We start from the raw sequence: 19536 nt of genomic DNA, 5'->3' as shown, positions 1-19536 counted from the left end.
ACGGTGTCGAGCGCGGTCAGATTCTCTGCAAGCCGGGCTCGGTGACGCCGCACACGAAGTTCAAGGCGGAAGCCTACATCCTGACGAAGGAGGAGGGCGGACGCCATACGCCGTTTTTCACGAACTACCGTCCGCAGTTCTACTTCCGCACGACGGACGTGACGGGTGTGGTCACGCTTCCCGAAGGGACGGAGATGGTGATGCCGGGCGACAACGTGACGGTGGACGTGGAGCTGATCGTGCCGATCGCGATGGAAGAGCGCCTTCGCTTCGCCATCCGCGAGGGCGGACGCACCGTCGGCGCCGGCATCGTCGCAGAGATCGTCGAGTAGCTTCGGGCCATACGTGATCATCGCACGCGCCGTTCGATGCGGCGCGTGCGGTTTTCCAACAAGGACACATTGCCATGAACGGCCAGAATATCCGCATCCGCCTCAAAGCCTTCGACCATCGCATTCTCGATTCCTCGACCCGGGAAATCGTCTCGACGGCGAAGCGTACGGGTGCCGGCGTTCGCGGACCGGTTCCGCTTCCCACCCGTATCGAGAAGTTCACGGTCAACCGTTCGCCGCACATCGACAAGAAGAGCCGCGAGCAGTTCGAGATGCGCACGCACAAGCGCCTCCTCGACATCGTCGATCCGACGCCGCAGACCGTTGATGCGCTGATGAAGCTCGATCTCGCCGCCGGTGTGGACGTGGAGATCAAGCTCTAGGACCCCGAAGGGTTTCGACGAACCGGTAACTCGACCGACAAGAGGCGAGGCAAGCCGACAGGCTTCGACCGGTAGCCAAGCAGACAGAGGCGTGGAGGAGCCGCAAGGCTCCGACAGGGAACTCTAAAAGGAATTGAACCGATGCGTTCAGGTGTGATTGCACAGAAGGTGGGCATGACGCGCGTCTACAACGACGCCGGCGAGCATGTCCCCGTCACGGTTCTTCAGCTGAAGAACTGCCAGGTCGTCGCGCAGCGGACCGAGGAAAAGAACGGCTACACCGCCGTCCAGCTCGGTGCCGGCCTTTCCAAGGTCAAGAACACGACGAAGGCGATGCGCGGTCATTTCGCGAGCGCCAGCGTCGAGCCGAAGATGAAGGTTGCTGAGTTCCGCGTGAGCGCCGACAACATGATCGACGTGGGCGCGGAGATCACCGCCGACCATTTCGTCTCCGGCCAGCTCGTGGACGTGACCGGCACCTCGATCGGCAAGGGCTTCGCCGGTGCGATGAAGCGCCACAATTTCGGCGGTCTCTTCGCCACGCACGGCGTTTCCATCTCGCACCGTGCGCACGGCTCGACGGGTCAGAACCAGAACCCCGGCAAGGTCTTTAAGAACAAGAAGATGGCCGGACACATGGGCCAGACCCGCGTCACCACGCAGAACCTCGAGGTCGTCGCGACCGACGAGGCACGCGGCGTGATCATGCTGAAGGGTGCTGTGCCGGGCTCCAAGGGATCCTGGATCCTCGTTCGCGACGCCATCAAGGCGCCGGTGCCCGACAGTGCGCCGCGTCCGGCCGGCATCAAGGGTTCGGCGGGTGCTGCCGACAACGCAGAAGCTTCGAACGAAGGGGCCGAATAATGGATCTCGCCGTCACCACGCTCGAGGGCAAGGACGCCGGAAAGGTCACCCTTTCCGACGCGATCTTCGACCTCGACCCGCGCGAAGACATTCTCTCGCGCGTCGTGCGCTGGCAGCTCGCCAAGCGCCAGCAGGGCACGCATCACGCGCAGGGCCGCGCCGAGGTCTCGCGCACCGGTGCGAAGATGTACCGGCAGAAGGGCACTGGCCGCGCACGGCATTCGTCCGCTCGCGCCCCGCAGTTTCGCGGCGGCGGCAAGGCGCACGGTCCGCAGGATCGCAGCCACGCTCACGACCTTCCCAAGAAGGTCCGTGCACTCGGCTTGCGGCACGCCCTGTCGGCGAAGGCCCGCGCCAACGATCTGATCGTGCTCGACGACCTGAGCGCGAAGGAAGCCAAGACGAAGGCGCTCACCGGTTCGTTCGAGAAGCTCGGGCTTTCCGACGCGCTGATCGTCGGCGGCGCCGAGATCGACATCAATTTCGGTCGCGCCGCACGCAACATCCCGCATGTCGACGTGCTGCCGGTTCAGGGCATCAACGTCTACGACATCCTTCGCCGCGGCAAGCTCGTCTTGTCGAAGGCCGCGATCGAGGCTCTCGAGGAGCGTTTCAAATGAGCGAACTTCGCCACTACGACGTCATCCTGTCGCCGGTGATCACCGAGAAGTCGACGCTGCTTTCGGAATCGAACCAGGTGATGTTCAACGTCGCGCGCAAGGCTTCGAAGCCGGAGATCAAGGCTGCGGTCGAGGCACTCTTCTCGGTCAAGGTCACAGGCGTGAACACGCTGATCCGCAAGGGCAAGAGCAAGCGTTTCAAGGGTGTCTCCGGGCGCCAGTCCGACGTCAAGAAGGCGGTCGTGACGCTCGCCGAGGGCCAGTCCATCGACGTGACGACCGGCCTTTGAGGGCCGACCGACCCGGCCTGAAGGAATTTCGAGGAACGACGAAATGGCATTGAAGACCTTTAACCCGACGAGCGCCGGCCAGCGGCAGCTGGTCATCGTCGAGCGGAGCGGCCTCCACAAGGGCAAGCCCGTCAAGGCGTTGACCGAAGGCCTTTCGAAGAAGGGCGGCCGCAACAATCTCGGCCGGGCGACGGCGCGCTTCCAAGGCGGTGGCCACAAACGCACCTACCGCATGGTGGATTTCAAGCGGCGCAAGATCGACGTCGAAGGCACCGTCGAGCGGCTGGAATACGATCCGAACCGCTCCGCCTTCATCGCGCTCGTGAACTATGCCGACGGCGAGCAGGCCTATATCCTCGCTCCGCAGCGTCTTTCGGCCGGCGACAAGGTGATGGCGTCCGACAAGACGATCGACGTCAAGCCCGGCAACGCGATGCCGCTGCAGGCGATGCCGGTCGGCACGATCGTCCACAACGTCGAGATGAAGCCCGGCAAGGGCGGCCAGATGGCGCGTTCGGCCGGTGCCTATGCGCAGCTCGTCGGACGCGACCAGGGCATGGCGATCCTCCGCCTGACCTCGGGCGAACAGCGCCTCGTTCCGGGCTCGTGCCTGGCGACGATCGGTGCGGTATCGAACCCCGAGCACGGCAACATTTCGGACGGCAAGGCCGGACGGTCGCGCTGGCGCGGCAAGCGCCCGCACGTTCGCGGCGTCGTCATGAACCCGATCGACCACCCGCACGGCGGCGGCGAAGGCCGCACCTCGGGCGGTCGCCACCCGGTTACCCCGTGGGGCAAGCCCACCAAGGGCAAGCGCACCCGCAACAACAAGTCGACCGACAAGTACGTGATGCGCTCGCGCCACGCACGGAAGAAGTAGGAGAGGGCGTTCGATGGCTCGTTCAGTCTGGAAAGGTCCGTTCGTCGACGGCTATCTTCTCAAGAAGGCCGAGAAGGTTCGCGAAGGCGGGCGCAGTGAGGTGATCAAGATGTGGAGCCGCCGCTCCACCATCCTGCCGCAGTTCGTCGGCCTCACCTTCGGCGTCTACAACGGCAACAAGCACGTGCCGGTCCTCGTCAGCGAGGACATGGTCGGGCACAAGTTCGGCGAGTTCGCGCCGTCGCGGACCTATTACGGTCACGGCGCGGACAAGAAAGCGAGAAGGAAGTAACGATGGGCAAGGCCAAAGCCGAACGTCGGCTGAAGGAAAACGAGGCGATGGCGGTCGCACGCTCGCTTCGCGTCAGCCCGCAGAAGCTCAATCTCGTCGCAGCCATGATCCGTGGCAAGAAGGTCGAGCGTGCGCTCGCCGAGCTGGAATTCTCGCGCAAGCGGATTTCCGACCAGGTGCGCAAGACGCTGGAATCGGCCATTGCGAACGCGGAGAACAATCACGACCTCGACGTCGACACGCTTGTCGTCGCCGAGGCCTATGTTGGCAAGTCGCTGGTGATGAAGCGTTTCCAGGCCCGTGGCCGCGGCCGCGCCTCGCGCATCGAAAAGCCGTTCGCGCACCTGACGATCGTCGTGCGGGAAGCCGAGGAAACGGAGAAGGCCGCGTAATGGGACAGAAGATTAATCCGATCGGGTTCCGGCTCGGCATCAACCGCACCTGGGACTCGCGCTGGTTCGCCGACGACAAGGAGTACGGCGAGCTTCTCCACGAGGATCTTCGCATTCGCGAATACCTCATGAGCGAGCTCAAGAACGCCGGCGTTTCGAAGGTCGTCATCGAGCGCCCGCACAAGAAGTGCCGCGTGACGATCCATTCGGCGCGTCCTGGCCTCATCATCGGCAAGAAGGGCGCGGACATCGAGAAGCTTCGCCGCAAGCTGACCGAAATGACGCGTTCGGAAACGCACCTCAACATCGTCGAGGTGCGCAAGCCCGAGACGGACGCAGCGCTCGTCGCGCAGTCGATCGCACAGCAGCTGGAACGTCGTGTGGCGTTCCGCCGGGCCATGAAGCGCTCCGTGCAGTCGGCGATGCGGCTCGGTGCCGAAGGCATCCGGATCGTTTCGTCGGGCCGCCTCGGCGGTGCCGAGATCGCCCGGACCGAGTGGTACCGCGAAGGTCGCGTGCCGCTGCATACGCTGCGTGCCGACATCGATTACGGGCATGCCGAGGCTCATACGGCCTATGGCATCTGCGGCATCAAGGTCTGGATCTTCAAGGGTGAGATCCTGGAACACGATCCGATGGCTTCCGAGCGTCGCGCCACCGAGGCCGACAATTCGGGCGGCCGCCGTCGCGAAAACGCCTGACGGCCGGATCAAACGCATACGTTCGAGGTATTAGGCAATGTTGCAGCCGAAACGTACGAAATTCCGCAAGTACCACAAGGGTCGCATCCATGGCGACGCGAAGGGTGGGTCGCAGCTGAGCTTCGGGTCCTATGGCCTGAAGGCGCAGGAGCCCGATCGCGTCAACGCGCGCCAGATCGAGGCCGCCCGTCGTGCCATCACGCGTCACATGAAGCGTGCCGGCCGCGTGTGGATCCGCATCTTCCCCGACCTGCCCGTCACGTCGAAGCCGACGGAAGTGCGCATGGGTAAGGGCAAGGGCTCGATCGACTACTGGGCCGCGCGCGTGAAGCCGGGGCGGATCATGTTCGAGATCGACGGCGTCAGCGAGGAGATCGCCCGCGAGGCACTTCGCCTCGGTGCTGCCAAGCTCTCGGTCAAGACGCGCTTCGTCCAGCGCATCGCCGACTGACGGACAGGAGACTGAAGACGATGAAAGCCACCGACGCGCGCTCCAAGACCGTCGACGAGCTGTCCGACGAACTCGCCCGCCTGAAGAAGGAGCAGTTCAACCTGCGCTTCCAGAAGGCGACCGGCCAGTTGGAGCAGACCGGGCGCATTCGCGAGGTTCGTCGCGACATTGCCCGCGTGAAGACCATCGCCCGCCAGAAGGCGGCCGAAGCCAAGGCCTAAGGACCAAGAACAATGCCGAAACGCATTCTGCAGGGCACCGTCGTTTCCGACAAGAACGACAAGACCGTCGTCGTGCGCGTCGAGCGCCGCTTCGCGCATCCGTTGATGCAGAAGACCGTGCGCCGCACGAAGAACTACAAGGCGCATGACGCGGACAACCGGTGCAAGGTCGGCGATCTCGTCTCCATCGAGGAATGCGCGCCGATTTCCAAGCAGAAGACCTGGGCCGTGGTGAACACGCCGGCGCAGGACTGACACGCACGAAGAACGGGCGGGGCGGCAGGGTCCTACCTCCCGGCCAGAGACATAAAGGCGGCCTGACATGATTCAGATGCAAACTAACCTCGACGTCGCGGACAATTCCGGCGCTCGTCGTGTCATGTGCATCAAGGTGCTGGGCGGTTCGAAGCGGAAGTACGCCTCGATCGGCGACGTCATCGTCGTCTCGGTGAAGGAGGCCATCCCGCGCGGCCGCGTGAAGAAGGGCGACGTGATGAAGGCGGTCGTGGTACGCACCGCCAAGGAAATCCGGCGCTCCGACGGCAGCGTGATCCGCTTCGACACGAACGCGGCGGTGCTCTTGAACAACCAGCGCGAGCCGGTCGGCACGCGTATCTTCGGCCCGGTTCCGCGTGAACTTCGAGCCAAGAACCACATGCGAATCATTTCGCTGGCACCCGAAGTGCTTTAAGGAGCGAACCGATGCAGAAGATCCGCAGGGGCGACAAGGTCGTCGTCCTCACAGGCAAGGACAAGGGCCGCAGCGGTGAAGTCCTTCGGGTGATGCCGAAGGAGGATCGCGCAGTCGTCCAGGGCCTGAACATCGTCCAGCGCCACCAGCGCCAGTCGCAGAACCAGGAAGGCGGGATCGTCAACAAGGAAGCGCCGATCCACCTTTCCAACCTCGCCATCGCCGATCCGAAGGACGGCAAGGCGACCCGCGTCGGTTTCCGTATCGACGGCGAGAAGAAGGTTCGCGTCGCCAAACGTTCCGGAGAAGTGATCGATGGCTGAGCAGTACGAGCCGCGGATGAAGAGCGAATACAATTCGCGCATTCGCCAGGAACTTCAGGAGGAGTTCTCCTACGCCAACCCGATGCAGGTTCCCCGCGTCGACAAGATCGTCGTGAACATGGGCGTCGGCGAGGCCACCTCGGACTCCAAGAAGCCGACGACCGCAGCGAACGATCTGAGCGCGATCGTCGGTCAGAAGGCCGTCGTCACCCGCGCCCGCAAGTCGATCGCCGGCTTCAAGCTGCGTGAGGGTATGCCGGTCGGCGCCAAGGTCACGCTGCGCGGCAACCGCATGTATGAATTCATGGACCGGCTGATCAACATCGCGCTGCCGCGCGTTCGCGACTTCCGGGGCGTGAGCCCAAAGAGCTTCGACGGCCGTGGCAACTACGCCATGGGCATCAAGGAGCATATCGTGTTCCCCGAAATCAACTACGACAATGTCGACCAGATGTGGGGAATGGACATTGTCGTCTGCACGACGGCGGCGACGGACGAAGAGGCGAGGGCGCTTTTGAAGGCGTTCAACTTCCCCTTCCGTCAGGCGGCGTAACGGCAGGCGAAGAAAGGACTGAACGACATGGCGAAAGTAAGCGCAGTCGAAAAGAACAGGAAGCGCCAGCGGCTCGCAAAGCGCGATGCTGCCAAGCGCGAGGCGCTGAAGACGGTGATCCACGACGGCTCCAAGCCGATCGAGGAGCGCTTTCAGGCGCAGCTCAAACTCTCGGCGATGCCGCGCAACGGTGCCAAGACGCGCATCCGCAACCGCTGCGAGGTGTCCGGGCGTCCGCGCGGTTACTATCGCAAGCTTCGGATGTCGCGCATCGCGCTTCGCGAACTCGGCTCGCTCGGCAAGGTGCCGGGTGTGGTCAAGTCGAGCTGGTAGGGAGATCGAACCATGGTGAACGATCCTCTGGGCGACATGCTCACCCGCATCCGCAACGGAACCGCCCGGCGCAAGAGTTCGGTGACGACGCCGGCCTCCAAGCTTCGCGCCCACGTCCTCGATGTACTCCAGTCGGAAGGGTATATCCGGGGCTATTCCGAGGCGAGCTTCGAGTCGGGTCGCAACGAGCTGACGATCGAACTGAAGTACGACGAAGGCATGCCGGTCATTCGCGAGATCGCTCGCGTTTCGAAGCCCGGCCGGCGCGTCTACGCTTCGGTGAAGAACATTCCACAGGTCGCCGAAGGGCTCGGCATTATCATCCTTTCGACTCCGAAGGGCGTGATGGCCGACCACGAGGCCCGCGAGCAGAACGTCGGCGGCGAGGTGCTGTGCAGCATCTTCTGATGCTGTACCGGCCGGTCGCGAAAAGGAACAAGGGGTAAGCCAATGTCCCGTATCGGTAAGAGGCCCGTGGTGCTGCCCGACGGCGTGAGCGCTTCGGTCGACGGCCAGAAGGTGACCGTCAAGGGGCCGAAGGGCGAGCGCGAGTTCGTCGCCAACGACGAGGTCATCGTCAAGATGGAAGACAACGCGATCGTCGTGTCGCCTGTCGACCAGTCGCCCGACGCCCGCGCGAAGTGGGGCATGTCGCGCTCGGTGATCAACAACATGGTCGCCGGTCTCAAGAACGGTTTCGAGCGCAAGCTCGAGATCAACGGCGTCGGTTACCGCGCGCAGATGCAGGGCAAGGACCTGCGCCTTTCGCTCGGCTACAGCCACGACGTCATCCATCCCGTTCCCGAGGACGTGACGATCGCATGTCCGAAGCCGACCGAGATCGTGATCTCGGGCGCGGACAAGCAGCGCGTCGGCCAGGTGGCGGCGAAGATCCGCGGCTACCGTTCGCCGGAGCCCTACAAGGGCAAGGGCATCAAGTACGCCGAAGAGCGGATCATCCGCAAGGAAGGCAAGAGAAGGTAGGCGGCAGATATGTCCAGCAGAAAGGAAACGATCCGGCGCCGGGCACTGCGCGTGCGCCGCGACGTAAAGAAGGCCGGCAACGATCGCCCGCGCCTTTCGGTGTACCGTTCGTCCAAGAACATCTACGCACAGATCATCGACGACAGCCGTGGCCATACGATGGCTGCCGCCTCTTCGCTCGACAAGGATCTGCGCGATCAGTTGAAGACGGGTGCGGACGTCGACGCAGCGACGGCGGTGGGCAAGCTGCTCGCCGAGCGCGCTTCGCAGGCCGGCGTCAAGGACGTCGTCTTCGACCGCGGCCCGTTCATCTATCATGGCCGCGTGCGTGCCCTCGCCGATGCCGCCCGCGAGGGTGGCCTCAACTTTTAACCTCGATCAGCCGATTGAACCCGGAAAAGAACAAGGACAAGGACAATGGCACGAGAAGGCCGCCGCGATAACCGCGGCAACCGCGACGAGCGCGACAGCGAGTTCGTCGACAAGCTCGTTCACATCAACCGCGTCGCAAAGGTGGCCAAGGGCGGCCGCCGCTTCGGTTTCGCAGCGCTCGTCGTCGTCGGCGACCAGAAGGGCCGCGTAGGCTTCGGCCACGGCAAGGCGCGCGAGGTGCCGGAGGCGATCCGCAAGGCGACCGAGAGCGCCAAGCGCGAGATGATCTTCGTTCCGCTGCGCTCCGGCCGCACGCTGCATCACGACACCCATGGCCGCCACGGTGCGGGCAAGGTGTTCCTGCGCGCCGCCAAGCCCGGTACGGGCATCATCGCCGGCGGCCCGATGCGTGCCGTCTTCGAGACGCTCGGCATGCATGACGTGGTGGCGAAGTCGATCGGCTCGTCGAACCCCTACAACATGATCCGCGCGACCTTCGATGCTCTGAAGCGTCAGAACCATCCGAAGGACGTCGCCGCACGCCGCGGCATCAAGTATTCGACGTTCCAGGCCCGGCGCCACGCCGCGACCGGTGCGCCGGAAGAACTCGCGGACTAGGAGGCCGACATCCGATGGCTGATAAGAAGAAAGCCGGAACGACGCTGACGGTCGAACAGATCCGTAGCGCCAACCGCCGCCCCGAGGTCCAGCGTCGTACGCTCATCGGTCTCGGGCTCAACAAGATGCACCGTCGCAGCACGCTCGAGGACACGCCCGCCGTTCGTGGCATGATCCGTTCGATCCAGCACCTCGTGCGCGTCGTCGACGAGACCTGAAGCTTTCCGGAGACCCTGCGATGAAACTCAACGAAATTCGTGACCGTGACGGCGCGTCGAAGGCGCGCAAGCGTGTTGGCCGCGGTATCGGCTCCGGCATGGGCAAGACCGGCGGTCGCGGCGTCAAGGGCCAGAAATCGCGGTCGGGCGTTGCCATCAACGGCTTCGAAGGCGGGCAGATGCCGATCTACCGCCGGCTGCCGAAGCGCGGTTTCACCAACATCTTCGCCAACGACTACAACGTCGTTTCCGTCGGCCGTATCCAGCAGGCGATCGACGCCGGCAAGCTCGACGCCGGCAAGACGATCGACGTTGCCGCGCTTCGCGAGGCGGGTGTCGTGCGTCGCGCCAAGGATGGCGTGCGTATCCTGGCCGACGGCGAGCTGACGAGCGCCGTTACGCTCGAAGTCGCCGGTGCCTCGCGCACTGCCGCCGAGAAGGTCGAAAAGGCCGGCGGGTCGGTGAAGAGGCTCGTCGAGCCGAGGGAACGCGCCGAAGCGTAAGGCGAAGCGGGGACTGGCGGCCTTTCATGCGCCCGTGCAGCGTTGCGCGGGCGCGTTCGATCGAATAAACAGGCCGTAAAGCGGCAGCCGTCCGTCGGCGCCCGCGTTTTCGACAGAAGACCCCAAGACGCCCCCGGTTTTCGCGGATCCCCGGACCCCCGCGTTCCTTTCGCCGGCGGGTCATCCGGAGAAATTCATGGCTTCCGCAGCCGAGCAACTCGCAGCCAATCTGAACTTTTCGGCCTTCGCCAAGGCGGAGGACCTGAAGAAGCGCATCTGGTTCACGCTGGGTGCGCTTCTCGTGTATCGGCTGGGCACCTACATTCCGCTGCCGGGTCTCGACCCGGCCGCCTTCGCGCGCGCATTCAATTCGCAAAGCGGCGGCATCCTCGGCATGTTCAACATGTTTTCCGGCGGTGCCGTGCAGCGCATGGCGATCTTTTCGCTCGGAATCATGCCCTACATCTCGGCGTCGATCATCATTCAGCTGATGACGTCGGTCGTGCCCTCGCTCGAGCAGCTCAAGAAGGAGGGCGAGCAGGGCCGCAAGATCATCAACCAGTACACCCGCTACGGCACGGTGCTTCTGGCGCTGATGCAGGCCTACGGCATCGCGATCGGCCTCGAATCGGGCAACGGGATCGTCCCGAACCCCGGCTGGTTCTTCATCGTCACGACGGTCGTCACCCTCGTCGGCGGGACGATCTTCCTGATGTGGCTCGGCGAGCAGATCACCGATCGCGGCATCGGCAACGGCATCTCGCTGATCATCTTCGCGGGCATCGTCGCGCGGTTGCCGCAGGCGCTTGCCGGCACGCTCGAACTCGGCCGTACGGGAGCGATTTCGACGACCGTCGTCATCGCGGTGCTCGTGGTCGCCGTCCTCGTCATCGCCTTCATCGTCTTCGTCGAGCGTGCGCAGCGCCGGCTTCTGATCCAGTATCCGAAGCGCCAGGTCGGCAACCGCATGTTTCAGGGCGACACTTCGCACCTGCCGCTGAAGCTTAACACGTCGGGCGTCATTCCGCCGATCTTCGCCTCGTCGCTGCTTCTGCTTCCGGCAACGCTCGCCGGCTTCTCGCAGCAGCAGAACCTGCCTTCATGGGCGACGGCGATCCTCGCCTCGCTCGGCCACGGGCAGCCGCTCTACATGATCGTCTATGCGGCGATGATCATCTTCTTCTCGTTCTTCTACACCGCGGTCGTCTTCAATCCTTCCGACACGGCCGACAACCTGAAGAAGCATGGCGGTTTCATTCCGGGCATCCGTCCGGGTGAGCGCACGGCGCAGTACATCGATTATGTCCTCACGCGAATCACCTGCGTCGGCGCGATCTATCTGGTGCTCGTCTGCCTGCTGCCGGAATTCCTGATCTCGGAAACCGGCGTGCCGTTCTATCTTGGCGGAACGTCGCTGCTCATCGTCGTCAGCGTGACGCTCGACACGGTCGCTCAGATCCAGGGGCATCTGATCGCGCAGCAGTACGAGGGGCTGATCAAGAAGTCGAAGCTTCGGGGAGGCAAACGGGGGCGATGAGGGTCATTCTGTTGGGGCCACCGGGCGCGGGTAAGGGGACCCAGGCGCACCGGCTGGTGGAGAGACACGGCATTCCGCAGCTGTCGACCGGCGACATGTTGCGCGCGGCGATCCACGCCGGAACGGAAATCGGCGTCAAGGCGAAGACCTTGATGGACGCAGGCGCGCTGGTGCCGGACGACGTCGTCAACGCCATCGTCGCCGAGCGGATCGACCAGCCGGACTGCGCCGACGGGTTCATCCTCGACGGCTTTCCGCGAACGCTCGGCCAGGCTGACGCCACCGCGGCAATGCTTTCCGAACGCGGCCTGCACCTCGATTGCGTCATCGAGTTCAAGGTCGACGACGATGTGCTCGTCGAGCGAATTTCAGGGCGCTATACCTGTGCCAATTGTGGTGCGGGCTATCATGACCCGAACCTGGTGCCGAAGGTCGACGGCGTGTGCGACCGCTGCGGTTCCACGGAGTTCAAGCGGCGGCCGGACGACAATCCGAATACGGTGCGTACCCGGCTTCAGGCCTATTACAAGGAAACGTCGCCGCTGCTCGGCTATTACTACGCCAAGGGCCTGCTGACCGCCGTCGACGGCATGCTCGATGTCGACGCCGTCACCGCGCAGATCGAGGGCGTGCTGGCAAGGCTTTGAACCGACTGCTCGCGGGCCCGGCGGTTGACGTCGGAGCGCGGGCGGGCTATAGCGCGCGCCAATTCGCGATTTTTCGGCGAGCGGCGTGCCCTTCATCCGAAGGGATGGATCACGGCTGGTCGCCTCGTCGTGTTCCACACTTTCGAAATCGCTGCGGCCTCCCCGGAAGGCCGCGACAAGGTTGAACGGGCCTTTCACGGCCCGCATGCAAGGAGAACGGACGTGGCTCGTATCGCTGGCGTCAACATCCCGACCAACAAGCGCGTCGTCGTGGCGCTGCGCTACATTCACGGCATCGGTCCGTCGCTTGCGCAGCAGATCGCCGATCGGTGCAACATCCCGGCCGAGCGCCGCGTGAATCAGCTCTCGGATGCCGAAGTCACCCAGATCCGCGAAGCGATCGATCGCGACTTCAGGGTCGAAGGCGATCTTCGCCGCGAGACCTCGATGAACATCAAGCGCCTGATGGATCTTGGCTGCTATCGCGGCCTTCGCCATCGCCGCTCGCTGCCCGTTCACGGCCAGCGCACGCATACCAATGCGCGCACCCGCAAGGGCCCTGCCAAGGCGATCGCAGGCAAGAAGAAGTAAGACGTCGTCCTTTTCGGCGTCGAGGGCCGGTAGTGTCGCTGCCGGCCTCGCGCATGGATGACCGTGGAAATGGGCCGGAGCGCTTCCTACATGCGCCCCGTCCTGGTGTAGCCGCTGGCGTTACGGCGGTGTCGAGATCAGTGAAAGGAAAATCATGGCACGAGAAGCTGCCGGACGCGTTCGCCGTCGCGAGCGCAAGAACATTTCGTCGGGCGTCGCCCACGTCAATTCGACCTTCAACAACACGATGATCACGATCAGCGATGCCCAGGGCAACGCGATCTCCTGGTCGTCCGCCGGTGCGAAGGGCTTCAAGGGCTCGCGCAAGTCGACCCCCTTCGCGGCGCAGATGGCCGCCGAGGATTGCGCCAAGAAGGCGCAGGAGCACGGCATGAAGTCGCTCGAGGTCGAGGTCTGCGGGCCTGGCTCCGGTCGTGAATCGGCACTGCGCGCGCTTCAGGCCGCCGGCTTCACGATCACCTCGATCCGTGACGTGACGCCGATCCCGCACAATGGCTGCCGGCCGCGCAAGAAGCGTCGCGTCTAGGGACCTAGGGTCGGGCTCGGAAAGAATTCGGCCGCACGAGCGCCAGTCGGCGCTCCTCTCGGCCGCCCAACGTTCGGCCGTCACGAATGGATGGTGACGGCGAAGGAAGGACCTCAATGATGATCCACAAGAACTGGCAGGACCTGATCAAGCCGAACAAGGTGGAGTTCTCCGCCTCGAATCGGACCAAGGTCAGCCTCGTGGCCGAGCCGCTCGAACGCGGTTTCGGCCTCACGCTCGGCAACGCGCTTCGCCGCGTGCTTCTCTCCTCGCTGCGTGGTGCCGCCGTCACGGCGGTGCAGATCGACGGCGTGCTCCACGAGTTCTCCTCGATCCCGGGCGTCCGCGAGGACGTGACCGACATCGTGCTGAACATCAAGGAGATCGCCATCAAGATGGATGGCGACGAGACCAAGCGCATGGTCGTGCGCAAGTCCGGCCCGGGCGTCGTCACGGCAGGCGACATCCAGACGGTCGGCGACGTCGAGATCCTCAATCCGGATCTCGTGCTGTGCACGCTCGACGCCGAAGCCGAGATACGCATGGAATTCACGGTCGCCAACGGCAAGGGTTACGTGCCTGCCGACCAGAACCGCGCCGAGGATGCACCGATCGGGCTCATTCCCGTCGACAGCCTCTATTCGCCGGTCAAGAAGGTTTCCTACCGGGTGGAAAACACCCGTGAGGGTCAGGTTCTCGACTACGACAAGCTGACAATGCAGATCGAGACGGACGGGTCCGTCACCGGCGAGGACGCCGTTGCGTTCGCCGCCCGGATCCTGCAGGACCAGCTCGGCGTCTTCGTCAATTTCGACGAGCCGCAGCGCGAGACGCAGGAAGACCAGGTCGCGGAGCTTTCGTTCAATCCGGCGCTTCTGAAGAAGGTGGACGAGCTGGAGCTTTCCGTGCGCTCGGCCAACTGCCTGAAGAACGACAACATCGTCTATATTGGCGACCTCATCCAGAAGACCGAGGCGGAAATGCTTCGCACGCCGAACTTCGGCCGCAAGTCGCTTAACGAGATCAAGGAAGTGCTCGCCTCCATGGGCCTTCACCTCGGCATGGAGGTTTCCTCCTGGCCACCGGAAAACATCGACGATCTCGCCAAGCGCTACGAGGACCAGTACTAACGGTGATATGACGCGAGCCGGATGCCGGCTCGCGCTTTGCCGGCAACGAAAAGATCGAACTGTGGGCCTGCGGCCTGCAAGCGAAGGAGCAAGACCGATGCGCCACGGAAAAGCGGGCCGCAAGCTGAACCGGACCTCGAGCCACCGTCAGGCGATGTTCGCCAACATGGCGGCCTCGCTCATCGAGCATGAGCAGATCGTCACCACGGTGCCGAAGGCCAAGGAAATCCGACCGATCGTCGAAAAGCTCGTCACGCTCGGCAAGCGCGGCGATCTGCACGCACGCCGTCTCGCGATGTCGAAGACGCGCGACAAGGCCGCCGTCTCGAAGCTCTTCGAGACGATCGGCCCGCGTTACACGGAGCGTAACGGCGGTTACCTGCGCATCATGCGCGCCGGTTTCCGGTACGGCGACAACGCGCCGCTGGCGGTCATCGAATTCGTCGATCGCGATCCGGACGCCAAGGGTGCCGCCGACCGGGCGCGCCTCGAGGCCGAGGAAACCGAAGCGGCCTGATCGGCGTTGCATTTCCAGTCGAAGAAGAAGCCGGGCCGATGCGTCCGGCTTTTTCGTTTCGAACGGACGAAGCCAGGTCGGCGAAGGAGGGCAGGATGGGTGAGGATGGCGAGCGCGGACGTGTTCTCGTTACCGGCGTTTCCGGCTTCATCGGCCGGCATCTCGTGCGGGAATTTCTGGAGCACGGATATGCCGTGCGCGGCACCGTTCGCGACGATGCGAAAGTCGATCCGGTTCGTGCCGGTCTTGCGAAGGAGGTCGACGTTTCGCGGCTGGAGTTCGCGCTCGCGGACCTGACGCAGGACGAGGGCTGGCTAGAGGCAGCCCGCGACACGCGCTTCGTCGTTCATGCCGCATCGCCGTTTCCGCTGCGCCAGCCGAAGGATCCGAATGTCCTCGTGCGTCCCGCCGTCGACGGAACGATGCGGGTGCTGAAGGCAGCGGTCGCCGCGGGAGCGGAACGGTTCGTCCAGACCTCGTCGATCGCCGCCATCTATCCCGGGCATTCCGCGAAGAGCACGACGATCGACGAGAGTTTCTGGGCCGACCTCGGAAGCGAGGCCGCGTCGGCCTACGTGCTTTCGAAAACCTTGGCGGAACGCACGGCGCGCGATTTCGTCGAATCGGACAAACCGGCGATCGATTTCGTCTCCGTCAATCCGGGGTTCGTGCTGGGTCCGGTGCCGGAAGGGGCGGTCGGCAGTTCGGCGGACCTGATCGCGAGCATGCTCAACGGCCGTATTCCCGTCGTCCCGCGCCTTCGCCTTTCCGTCGTCGACGTGCGCGATGTCGCGACGGCGCATCGCCTTGCGATCGAAAGGGGTCGGGCAGGGGGGCGTTATATCGCGGTCGCCGGGTCGATGTGGTTGCGTGAAATGGGCGAAGTGCTTCGCCGCGAGTTGGGCGAAAGGGGACGACGTGCCTCGCGTTTCGAACTGCCGGACTGGGCCCTTCGCGGCTTCTCGAAGGTCGTTCCCTCGCTGCGTTCGATCGTGCCGGAACTCGACAACCCGATCACGTTCGACACGGCAACGAGCGAGCGCGATCTCGGGCTGACGTTCATCGCGCCGGAAGAAGCGCTTCTTGCGACCGCGCGCAGCCTCGTCGAACAGGGTCTCGTGCGATGATCCGGCGCAGGCTATGTTCCACGCTTCCGTCGACTTTCGGCGATAGCGACGTTCCGTATCGAACCGAAACGCAAACCTTCCGAGAACGGCAACGAGCAATGACGAGAGGCGCATTCATCCTACGCATCCTTCTCGCAGCAGCGCTGATCGCGGCTGCACCGGCCACGGCGGCATGGGCGCAGGCGCCCAGCGGCGTGCAGCAGGTGCTCGACCTCGGCACCATGTTCGGCGGAGCGAAGGATGGGAAGGGATTCGGCAAGGACGCCGCCGGCACGAAGGGCGGCGAGACGGCCGCGCCGCCCGCGGGCACCGCCCGGGCCGTGCCGCAGAGCCGTGCCGAGATGCAGCTTTCCTTCGCGCCGCTCGTCAAGAAGACCGCGCCGGCCGTCGTCAACGTCTACGCCACGCGCATGGTGCGCCAGCAGACGCCCTTCGAGCGCGATCCGTTCTTCCAGCGCTTCTTCGGCAACCGTATGCAGCAGCGATCGCGCAAGCAGTCCTCGCTCGGTTCCGGCGTCATCGTCGACAAGAAGGGGCTGATCGTCACTAACGATCACGTCATCCAGGATGCCGACCAGATCAAGGTCGCGCTGGACGACGGGCGCGAGTTTCAGGCGAACGTCGTGCTGAAGGACCAGAAGGTCGATCTCGCCGTCCTGAAGATCGAAAAGGGGCCGAACGACCTGCCGACCCTTCCGATCGGCAATTCCGACGATGTCGAGGTCGGCGACCTCGTGCTGGCGATCGGCAACCCGTTCGGCGTCGGCCAGACGGTGACGAGCGGCATCGTCTCGGGTCTGGCGCGCACGAGCCTCGACCGCTCGCATTTCGGGTTCTTCATCCAGACGGATGCCGCGATCAACCCGGGTAATTCCGGCGGTCCGCTCGTCGGTATCGACGGCCGCATGATCGGCATCAATTCGGAGATCTACAGCCGCTCCGGCGGCTCGGACGGGATCGGCTTCGCGATTCCGGCGAACCTCGTGAAGAGCTTCGTCAGCGCTGCGGAGTCGGGCGACAAGCAGTTCGCCATGCCCTACATCGGCGCGAGCTTCGAATCGCTGACGCCGGATGTCGCCGATGCGCTCGGGCTGGACCGGCCCCGTGGGGCGCTCGTGAACAAGGTCGCCCCGGACGGTCCCGCCGCGAAGGCCGGACTGAAGGCAGGCGACGTCGTGACCGCTCTCGACGGGAAGCCGGTGCAGCATCCCGACGCGCTCGGCTACCGGCTTGCGACGGAAGGCATCGGCAAGACGGTCGAGCTGACGGTGCGCGACCGCGACGGCAAGCATACGATGTCGATCGCGCTCGAACGCGCACCGGAAACCGTTCCAGCCAACCGCACGACGATCGGCGGGCGCACGCCGTTCACCGGCGCGACCGTCGCCAATCTGTCGCCGCGCGTGGCGCAGGAGCTGGACATGCAGAGCGATGCCGAGGGGGTCGTGATCACCGATGTCGCCGACGGCTCGCTTGCCGCCCGCTTCGGTCTCGAGCCCAAGGACATCCTGGTCCGGGTCAATGGCCAGGCGATCGGCAAGGTCGCGGACGTCAAGGCGCTTGCCGACGATCCGCCCGGAAGCTGGCAGTTCGCCGTTCGCCGTGACGGCAGGCTGCTGACGCAAAGCGTGCGCTGATGGCCGATCTCTTCGCCGACGATCCGCCGCAGCCGGAAAGTCCGAAGGCGGATGCCAGCCGGCCGCTCGCCGATCGGCTGCGGCCGACGACGCTCGCCGAAGTGACGGGACAGGCGCATCTTACCGGTGAGAACGGCACGCTGACGCGCATGGTGGCCTCCGGCTCACTCGGCTCGATGATCTTCTGGGGCCCGCCCGGCACCGGCAAGACGACGGTCGCGCGGCTTCTCGCCAACGATACGGATCTTGCCTTCGAGCAGATCTCGGCGATCTTTTCCGGTGTCGCCGACCTCAAGAAGGTGTTCGAGGCGGCGCGTGCGCGGCGCACGAACGGGCGGCACACGCTGCTCTTCGTCGACGAGATCCATCGCTTCAACCGGGCGCAGCAGGACAGCTTCCTGCCGGTGATGGAGGACGGTACCGTCACCCTCGTCGGCGCGACGACGGAAAACCCGTCCTTCGAACTCAACGCCGCGCTCCTCTCGCGCTCGCGCGTGCTGACCTTCCATCCGCACGACGAGGCGAGCCTTGCCGAACTGCTGACGCGTGCCGAAGCGCTGCACGGCACGCCGCTGCCCCTGACGGACGAGGCCCGTGCCAGCCTCATCCGCATGGCGGACGGCGACGGCCGCTCCGTCCTGACGCTTGCCGAAGAGATCTGGCGGGCGGCACGCGAGGGTGAAACCTTCGATGCGGACGAGGTGCAGGAGATCGTCCAACGCCGCGCGCCGGTCTACGACAAGGGGCAGGACGGGCATTACAACCTGATCTCCGCCCTGCACAAATCCGTGCGCGGGTCGGACCCGGACGCCGCCCTCTACTACCTCGCGCGCATGTTCGACGCCGGCGAAGACCCGCTCTATCTCGGCCGCCGGCTCGTGCGCATGGCTTCCGAGGACATTGGGCTCGCCGATCCGCAGGCGCTCGTCATCGCCAACGCGGCGAAGGACGCCTACGACTATCTTGGTTCGCCGGAAGGCGAACTGGCGCTCGCCGAGGCCTGCGTCTATCTGGCGAGCGCGCCGAAATCGAACGCCGTCTATACGGCCTACAAGGCGGCGATGCGCGCGGCGAAGGAGAACGGCTCGCTGCTGCCGCCCAAGCACATCCTCAACGCGCCGACGAAGCTGATGAAGGGCGAGGGCTACGGTTCCGGTTACCGCTACGACCACGACGAGCCGGACGCCTTTTCCGGTCAGAACTACTTTCCCGAGAAGATGGGCCGGCAGCGCTACTACGACCCGCCGGAGCGCGGCTTCGAGCGCGAAATCGCCAAGCGGCTGGACTACTGGGCCAAGCTCAGGCAGGAACGGGGCGAATAGGCGCATTCTTCACGAACGCGCTGCCGTTCCCCTTGGCCGGCCCAACGGTTGCCGGCATGCGATATCAGAAGACGTTTGCATGCAGTATCTCCTCGTAGCGCTCGGCGGTGCCATCGGTGCCAGCCTCCGCCATTTCGTCGGCGTCACCGCGACACGGTTCGGCGGTCCCGGTTTCCCCTGGGGCACGATGACGGTGAACATCCTCGGATCGTTCGTCATGGGCGTTATCGTCGAACTGGTGGCGCGTCGCCTCGGCCAGTCGATCAACATGCGGCTCTTCCTGATGACCGGCCTGCTCGGCGGCTTCACGACGTTCTCGTCGTTCTCGCTCGATACCGCGTTCCTCTGGGAGCGCGGGCAGGGAACGCTGGCGGCGGTCTATGTGGTGGCGAGCGTCGTTGCCGGCATCGCCGCGCTCTTCGGCGGTCTCGCGCTGATCCGCAGTCTTACCTGAGGTTTT

32 protein-coding genes are annotated in these 19536 nt (G+C 64.6%); all 32 read left to right on the top strand.

Annotation, left to right across the window (positions count from 1 at the left end; translation table 11 throughout):
• The coding region (locus FJU11_RS08125; RefSeq protein ID WP_456320050.1) for an EF-Tu C-terminal domain-related protein at positions 1-332 on the top strand (332 nt) is incomplete at its 5' end.
• 74 nt (positions 333-406) lie between these two features.
• Positions 407-715, top strand: a complete 309-nt coding sequence (gene rpsJ / locus FJU11_RS08120) for a 30S ribosomal protein S10 (protein WP_141166536.1) — start codon at positions 407-409, stop codon at positions 713-715.
• Between the two features lie 141 nt (positions 716-856).
• Positions 857-1579 (top strand): 50S ribosomal protein L3, encoded by a 723-nt coding sequence (gene rplC, locus FJU11_RS08115; protein WP_141166535.1) that lies wholly within the window; start codon positions 857-859, stop codon positions 1577-1579.
• Positions 1579-2199: a 50S ribosomal protein L4 gene (rplD, locus tag FJU11_RS08110; protein WP_141166534.1), complete on the top strand. Its 621-nt coding sequence runs from the start codon at positions 1579-1581 to the stop codon at positions 2197-2199. The genes rplC and rplD overlap by 1 nt, the downstream gene beginning before the upstream one ends.
• A complete protein-coding gene (locus FJU11_RS08105; protein ID WP_141166533.1) occupies positions 2196-2489 on the top strand; it encodes a 50S ribosomal protein L23 in 294 nt (97 codons plus the stop codon). Before rplD ends, FJU11_RS08105 begins: the two co-directional genes overlap by 4 nt.
• Positions 2490-2532: 43 nt before the next feature.
• Positions 2533-3369 (top strand): 50S ribosomal protein L2, encoded by an 837-nt coding sequence (gene rplB / locus FJU11_RS08100; protein WP_141166532.1) that lies wholly within the window; start codon positions 2533-2535, stop codon positions 3367-3369.
• Between the two features lie 13 nt (positions 3370-3382).
• Positions 3383-3661: a 30S ribosomal protein S19 gene (rpsS, locus tag FJU11_RS08095; protein ID WP_141166531.1), complete on the top strand. Its 279-nt coding sequence runs from the start codon at positions 3383-3385 to the stop codon at positions 3659-3661.
• A gap of 2 nt (positions 3662-3663) precedes the next feature.
• Positions 3664-4053, top strand: a complete 390-nt coding sequence (gene rplV, locus FJU11_RS08090) for a 50S ribosomal protein L22 (RefSeq protein ID WP_141166530.1) — start codon at positions 3664-3666, stop codon at positions 4051-4053.
• On the top strand, positions 4053-4754 hold the full coding sequence (gene rpsC, locus FJU11_RS08085; RefSeq protein ID WP_141166529.1) for a 30S ribosomal protein S3: 702 nt from the start codon (positions 4053-4055) through the stop codon (positions 4752-4754). Before rplV ends, rpsC begins: the two co-directional genes overlap by 1 nt.
• Positions 4755-4791: 37 nt before the next feature.
• Positions 4792-5205, top strand: a complete 414-nt coding sequence (gene rplP, locus FJU11_RS08080; RefSeq protein WP_141166528.1) for a 50S ribosomal protein L16 — start codon at positions 4792-4794, stop codon at positions 5203-5205.
• 20 nt (positions 5206-5225) lie between these two features.
• A complete protein-coding gene (rpmC, locus tag FJU11_RS08075) occupies positions 5226-5426 on the top strand; it encodes a 50S ribosomal protein L29 (protein WP_141166527.1) in 201 nt (66 codons plus the stop codon).
• Positions 5427-5438: 12 nt separating this feature from the next.
• On the top strand, positions 5439-5681 hold the full coding sequence (gene rpsQ, locus FJU11_RS08070) for a 30S ribosomal protein S17 (protein ID WP_141166526.1): 243 nt from the start codon (positions 5439-5441) through the stop codon (positions 5679-5681).
• A 67-nt stretch (positions 5682-5748) separates the two neighbouring features.
• On the top strand, positions 5749-6117 hold the full coding sequence (gene rplN / locus FJU11_RS08065) for a 50S ribosomal protein L14 (RefSeq protein WP_141166525.1): 369 nt from the start codon (positions 5749-5751) through the stop codon (positions 6115-6117).
• Positions 6118-6128: 11 nt separating this feature from the next.
• Positions 6129-6440, top strand: a complete 312-nt coding sequence (rplX, locus tag FJU11_RS08060) for a 50S ribosomal protein L24 (protein ID WP_141166524.1) — start codon at positions 6129-6131, stop codon at positions 6438-6440.
• The gene (gene rplE / locus FJU11_RS08055; protein ID WP_141166523.1) at positions 6433-6993 is read left to right on the top strand and encodes a 50S ribosomal protein L5; all 561 of its coding nucleotides are present in this window, start codon (positions 6433-6435) and stop codon (positions 6991-6993) included. Before rplX ends, rplE begins: the two co-directional genes overlap by 8 nt.
• Before the next feature lie 27 nt (positions 6994-7020).
• Positions 7021-7326: a 30S ribosomal protein S14 gene (gene rpsN, locus FJU11_RS08050; protein ID WP_141166522.1), complete on the top strand. Its 306-nt coding sequence runs from the start codon at positions 7021-7023 to the stop codon at positions 7324-7326.
• Between the two features lie 12 nt (positions 7327-7338).
• A complete protein-coding gene (gene rpsH / locus FJU11_RS08045; RefSeq protein ID WP_141166521.1) occupies positions 7339-7734 on the top strand; it encodes a 30S ribosomal protein S8 in 396 nt (131 codons plus the stop codon).
• A gap of 42 nt (positions 7735-7776) precedes the next feature.
• Complete coding sequence (gene rplF, locus FJU11_RS08040; RefSeq protein WP_141166520.1) at positions 7777-8310, top strand: 50S ribosomal protein L6; 534 nt, start codon at positions 7777-7779, stop codon at positions 8308-8310.
• A gap of 9 nt (positions 8311-8319) precedes the next feature.
• Positions 8320-8682: a 50S ribosomal protein L18 gene (rplR, locus tag FJU11_RS08035; protein WP_141166519.1), complete on the top strand. Its 363-nt coding sequence runs from the start codon at positions 8320-8322 to the stop codon at positions 8680-8682.
• Between the two features lie 45 nt (positions 8683-8727).
• Positions 8728-9300: a 30S ribosomal protein S5 gene (rpsE, locus tag FJU11_RS08030; protein ID WP_141166518.1), complete on the top strand. Its 573-nt coding sequence runs from the start codon at positions 8728-8730 to the stop codon at positions 9298-9300.
• A 14-nt stretch (positions 9301-9314) separates the two neighbouring features.
• Positions 9315-9518, top strand: a complete 204-nt coding sequence (gene rpmD / locus FJU11_RS08025; protein WP_141166517.1) for a 50S ribosomal protein L30 — start codon at positions 9315-9317, stop codon at positions 9516-9518.
• A 20-nt stretch (positions 9519-9538) separates the two neighbouring features.
• Positions 9539-10021, top strand: a complete 483-nt coding sequence (gene rplO, locus FJU11_RS08020; RefSeq protein WP_141166516.1) for a 50S ribosomal protein L15 — start codon at positions 9539-9541, stop codon at positions 10019-10021.
• A gap of 196 nt (positions 10022-10217) precedes the next feature.
• Positions 10218-11558 (top strand): preprotein translocase subunit SecY, encoded by a 1341-nt coding sequence (gene secY, locus FJU11_RS08015; RefSeq protein ID WP_141166515.1) that lies wholly within the window; start codon positions 10218-10220, stop codon positions 11556-11558.
• Positions 11555-12205 carry an adenylate kinase gene (locus tag FJU11_RS08010; protein WP_141166514.1) on the top strand — a complete coding sequence of 217 codons (651 nt, stop codon included), beginning with the start codon at positions 11555-11557 and terminating at the stop codon, positions 12203-12205. The genes secY and FJU11_RS08010 overlap by 4 nt, the downstream gene beginning before the upstream one ends.
• Positions 12206-12427: 222 nt before the next feature.
• Entirely contained in the window at positions 12428-12796 is a 369-nt protein-coding gene (rpsM, locus tag FJU11_RS08005; protein WP_141166513.1) for a 30S ribosomal protein S13, read from the top strand.
• Positions 12797-12950: 154 nt separating this feature from the next.
• Positions 12951-13343 (top strand): 30S ribosomal protein S11, encoded by a 393-nt coding sequence (gene rpsK, locus FJU11_RS08000; RefSeq protein WP_141166512.1) that lies wholly within the window; start codon positions 12951-12953, stop codon positions 13341-13343.
• A gap of 119 nt (positions 13344-13462) precedes the next feature.
• Entirely contained in the window at positions 13463-14473 is a 1011-nt protein-coding gene (locus FJU11_RS07995; RefSeq protein ID WP_141166544.1) for a DNA-directed RNA polymerase subunit alpha, read from the top strand.
• Between the two features lie 97 nt (positions 14474-14570).
• Entirely contained in the window at positions 14571-14990 is a 420-nt protein-coding gene (gene rplQ / locus FJU11_RS07990) for a 50S ribosomal protein L17 (RefSeq protein ID WP_141166511.1), read from the top strand.
• Between the two features lie 95 nt (positions 14991-15085).
• Complete coding sequence (locus FJU11_RS07985) at positions 15086-16117, top strand: NAD-dependent epimerase/dehydratase family protein (protein ID WP_181408095.1); 1032 nt, start codon at positions 15086-15088, stop codon at positions 16115-16117.
• 98 nt (positions 16118-16215) lie between these two features.
• Positions 16216-17754, top strand: a complete 1539-nt coding sequence (locus FJU11_RS07980) for a DegQ family serine endoprotease (protein ID WP_235890903.1) — start codon at positions 16216-16218, stop codon at positions 17752-17754.
• Positions 17754-19076: a replication-associated recombination protein A gene (locus FJU11_RS07975; protein WP_141166509.1), complete on the top strand. Its 1323-nt coding sequence runs from the start codon at positions 17754-17756 to the stop codon at positions 19074-19076. The genes FJU11_RS07980 and FJU11_RS07975 overlap by 1 nt, the downstream gene beginning before the upstream one ends.
• Positions 19077-19155: 79 nt before the next feature.
• Positions 19156-19530, top strand: coding sequence for a fluoride efflux transporter CrcB (crcB, locus tag FJU11_RS07970; protein WP_141166508.1), 375 nt, complete (start codon positions 19156-19158; stop codon positions 19528-19530).
• The last annotated feature ends 6 nt before the right edge of the window (positions 19531-19536 follow it).

The organism is Pararhizobium mangrovi, from assembly GCF_006516965.1.
GTDB classification, from domain to species: domain Bacteria; phylum Pseudomonadota; class Alphaproteobacteria; order Rhizobiales; family Rhizobiaceae; genus Pararhizobium_B; species Pararhizobium_B mangrovi.
Note: the sequence above shows the minus strand (reverse complement) of the source record. Positions and strands in the feature narration are given on the sequence as shown.

Excerpts from the sequence above, each read along its gene's own strand:
- rplD (WP_141166534.1), top strand. The coding sequence starts at position 1,579 with ATGGATCTCGCCGTCACCACGCTCGAGGGCAAGGACGCCGGAAAGGTC.
- rpmD (WP_141166517.1), top strand. The coding sequence starts at position 9,315 with ATGGCTGATAAGAAGAAAGCCGGAACGACGCTGACGGTCGAACAGATC.
- rpsK (WP_141166512.1), top strand. The coding sequence starts at position 12,951 with ATGGCACGAGAAGCTGCCGGACGCGTTCGCCGTCGCGAGCGCAAGAAC.
- rpmC (WP_141166527.1), top strand. The coding sequence starts at position 5,226 with ATGAAAGCCACCGACGCGCGCTCCAAGACCGTCGACGAGCTGTCCGAC.
- rpsN (WP_141166522.1), top strand. The coding sequence starts at position 7,021 with ATGGCGAAAGTAAGCGCAGTCGAAAAGAACAGGAAGCGCCAGCGGCTC.
- rplN (WP_141166525.1), top strand. The coding sequence starts at position 5,749 with ATGATTCAGATGCAAACTAACCTCGACGTCGCGGACAATTCCGGCGCT.
- rpsH (WP_141166521.1), top strand. The coding sequence starts at position 7,339 with ATGGTGAACGATCCTCTGGGCGACATGCTCACCCGCATCCGCAACGGA.
- FJU11_RS07975 (WP_141166509.1), top strand. The coding sequence starts at position 17,754 with ATGGCCGATCTCTTCGCCGACGATCCGCCGCAGCCGGAAAGTCCGAAG.
- secY (WP_141166515.1), top strand. The coding sequence starts at position 10,218 with ATGGCTTCCGCAGCCGAGCAACTCGCAGCCAATCTGAACTTTTCGGCC.
- rplE (WP_141166523.1), top strand. The coding sequence starts at position 6,433 with ATGGCTGAGCAGTACGAGCCGCGGATGAAGAGCGAATACAATTCGCGC.
- rpsE (WP_141166518.1), top strand. The coding sequence starts at position 8,728 with ATGGCACGAGAAGGCCGCCGCGATAACCGCGGCAACCGCGACGAGCGC.
- rplC (WP_141166535.1), top strand. The coding sequence starts at position 857 with ATGCGTTCAGGTGTGATTGCACAGAAGGTGGGCATGACGCGCGTCTAC.
- rplX (WP_141166524.1), top strand. The coding sequence starts at position 6,129 with ATGCAGAAGATCCGCAGGGGCGACAAGGTCGTCGTCCTCACAGGCAAG.
- rplF (WP_141166520.1), top strand. The coding sequence starts at position 7,777 with ATGTCCCGTATCGGTAAGAGGCCCGTGGTGCTGCCCGACGGCGTGAGC.
- FJU11_RS08105 (WP_141166533.1), top strand. The coding sequence starts at position 2,196 with ATGAGCGAACTTCGCCACTACGACGTCATCCTGTCGCCGGTGATCACC.
- crcB (WP_141166508.1), top strand. The coding sequence starts at position 19,156 with ATGCAGTATCTCCTCGTAGCGCTCGGCGGTGCCATCGGTGCCAGCCTC.
- FJU11_RS08010 (WP_141166514.1), top strand. The coding sequence starts at position 11,555 with ATGAGGGTCATTCTGTTGGGGCCACCGGGCGCGGGTAAGGGGACCCAG.
- rplP (WP_141166528.1), top strand. The coding sequence starts at position 4,792 with ATGTTGCAGCCGAAACGTACGAAATTCCGCAAGTACCACAAGGGTCGC.
- rpsQ (WP_141166526.1), top strand. The coding sequence starts at position 5,439 with ATGCCGAAACGCATTCTGCAGGGCACCGTCGTTTCCGACAAGAACGAC.
- rplV (WP_141166530.1), top strand. The coding sequence starts at position 3,664 with ATGGGCAAGGCCAAAGCCGAACGTCGGCTGAAGGAAAACGAGGCGATG.
- rpsS (WP_141166531.1), top strand. The coding sequence starts at position 3,383 with ATGGCTCGTTCAGTCTGGAAAGGTCCGTTCGTCGACGGCTATCTTCTC.
- rpsJ (WP_141166536.1), top strand. The coding sequence starts at position 407 with ATGAACGGCCAGAATATCCGCATCCGCCTCAAAGCCTTCGACCATCGC.
- rplQ (WP_141166511.1), top strand. The coding sequence starts at position 14,571 with ATGCGCCACGGAAAAGCGGGCCGCAAGCTGAACCGGACCTCGAGCCAC.
- FJU11_RS07985 (WP_181408095.1), top strand. The coding sequence starts at position 15,086 with ATGGGTGAGGATGGCGAGCGCGGACGTGTTCTCGTTACCGGCGTTTCC.
- rplO (WP_141166516.1), top strand. The coding sequence starts at position 9,539 with ATGAAACTCAACGAAATTCGTGACCGTGACGGCGCGTCGAAGGCGCGC.
- rplB (WP_141166532.1), top strand. The coding sequence starts at position 2,533 with ATGGCATTGAAGACCTTTAACCCGACGAGCGCCGGCCAGCGGCAGCTG.
- FJU11_RS07980 (WP_235890903.1), top strand. The coding sequence starts at position 16,216 with ATGACGAGAGGCGCATTCATCCTACGCATCCTTCTCGCAGCAGCGCTG.
- rpsC (WP_141166529.1), top strand. The coding sequence starts at position 4,053 with ATGGGACAGAAGATTAATCCGATCGGGTTCCGGCTCGGCATCAACCGC.
- FJU11_RS07995 (WP_141166544.1), top strand. The coding sequence starts at position 13,463 with ATGATCCACAAGAACTGGCAGGACCTGATCAAGCCGAACAAGGTGGAG.
- rplR (WP_141166519.1), top strand. The coding sequence starts at position 8,320 with ATGTCCAGCAGAAAGGAAACGATCCGGCGCCGGGCACTGCGCGTGCGC.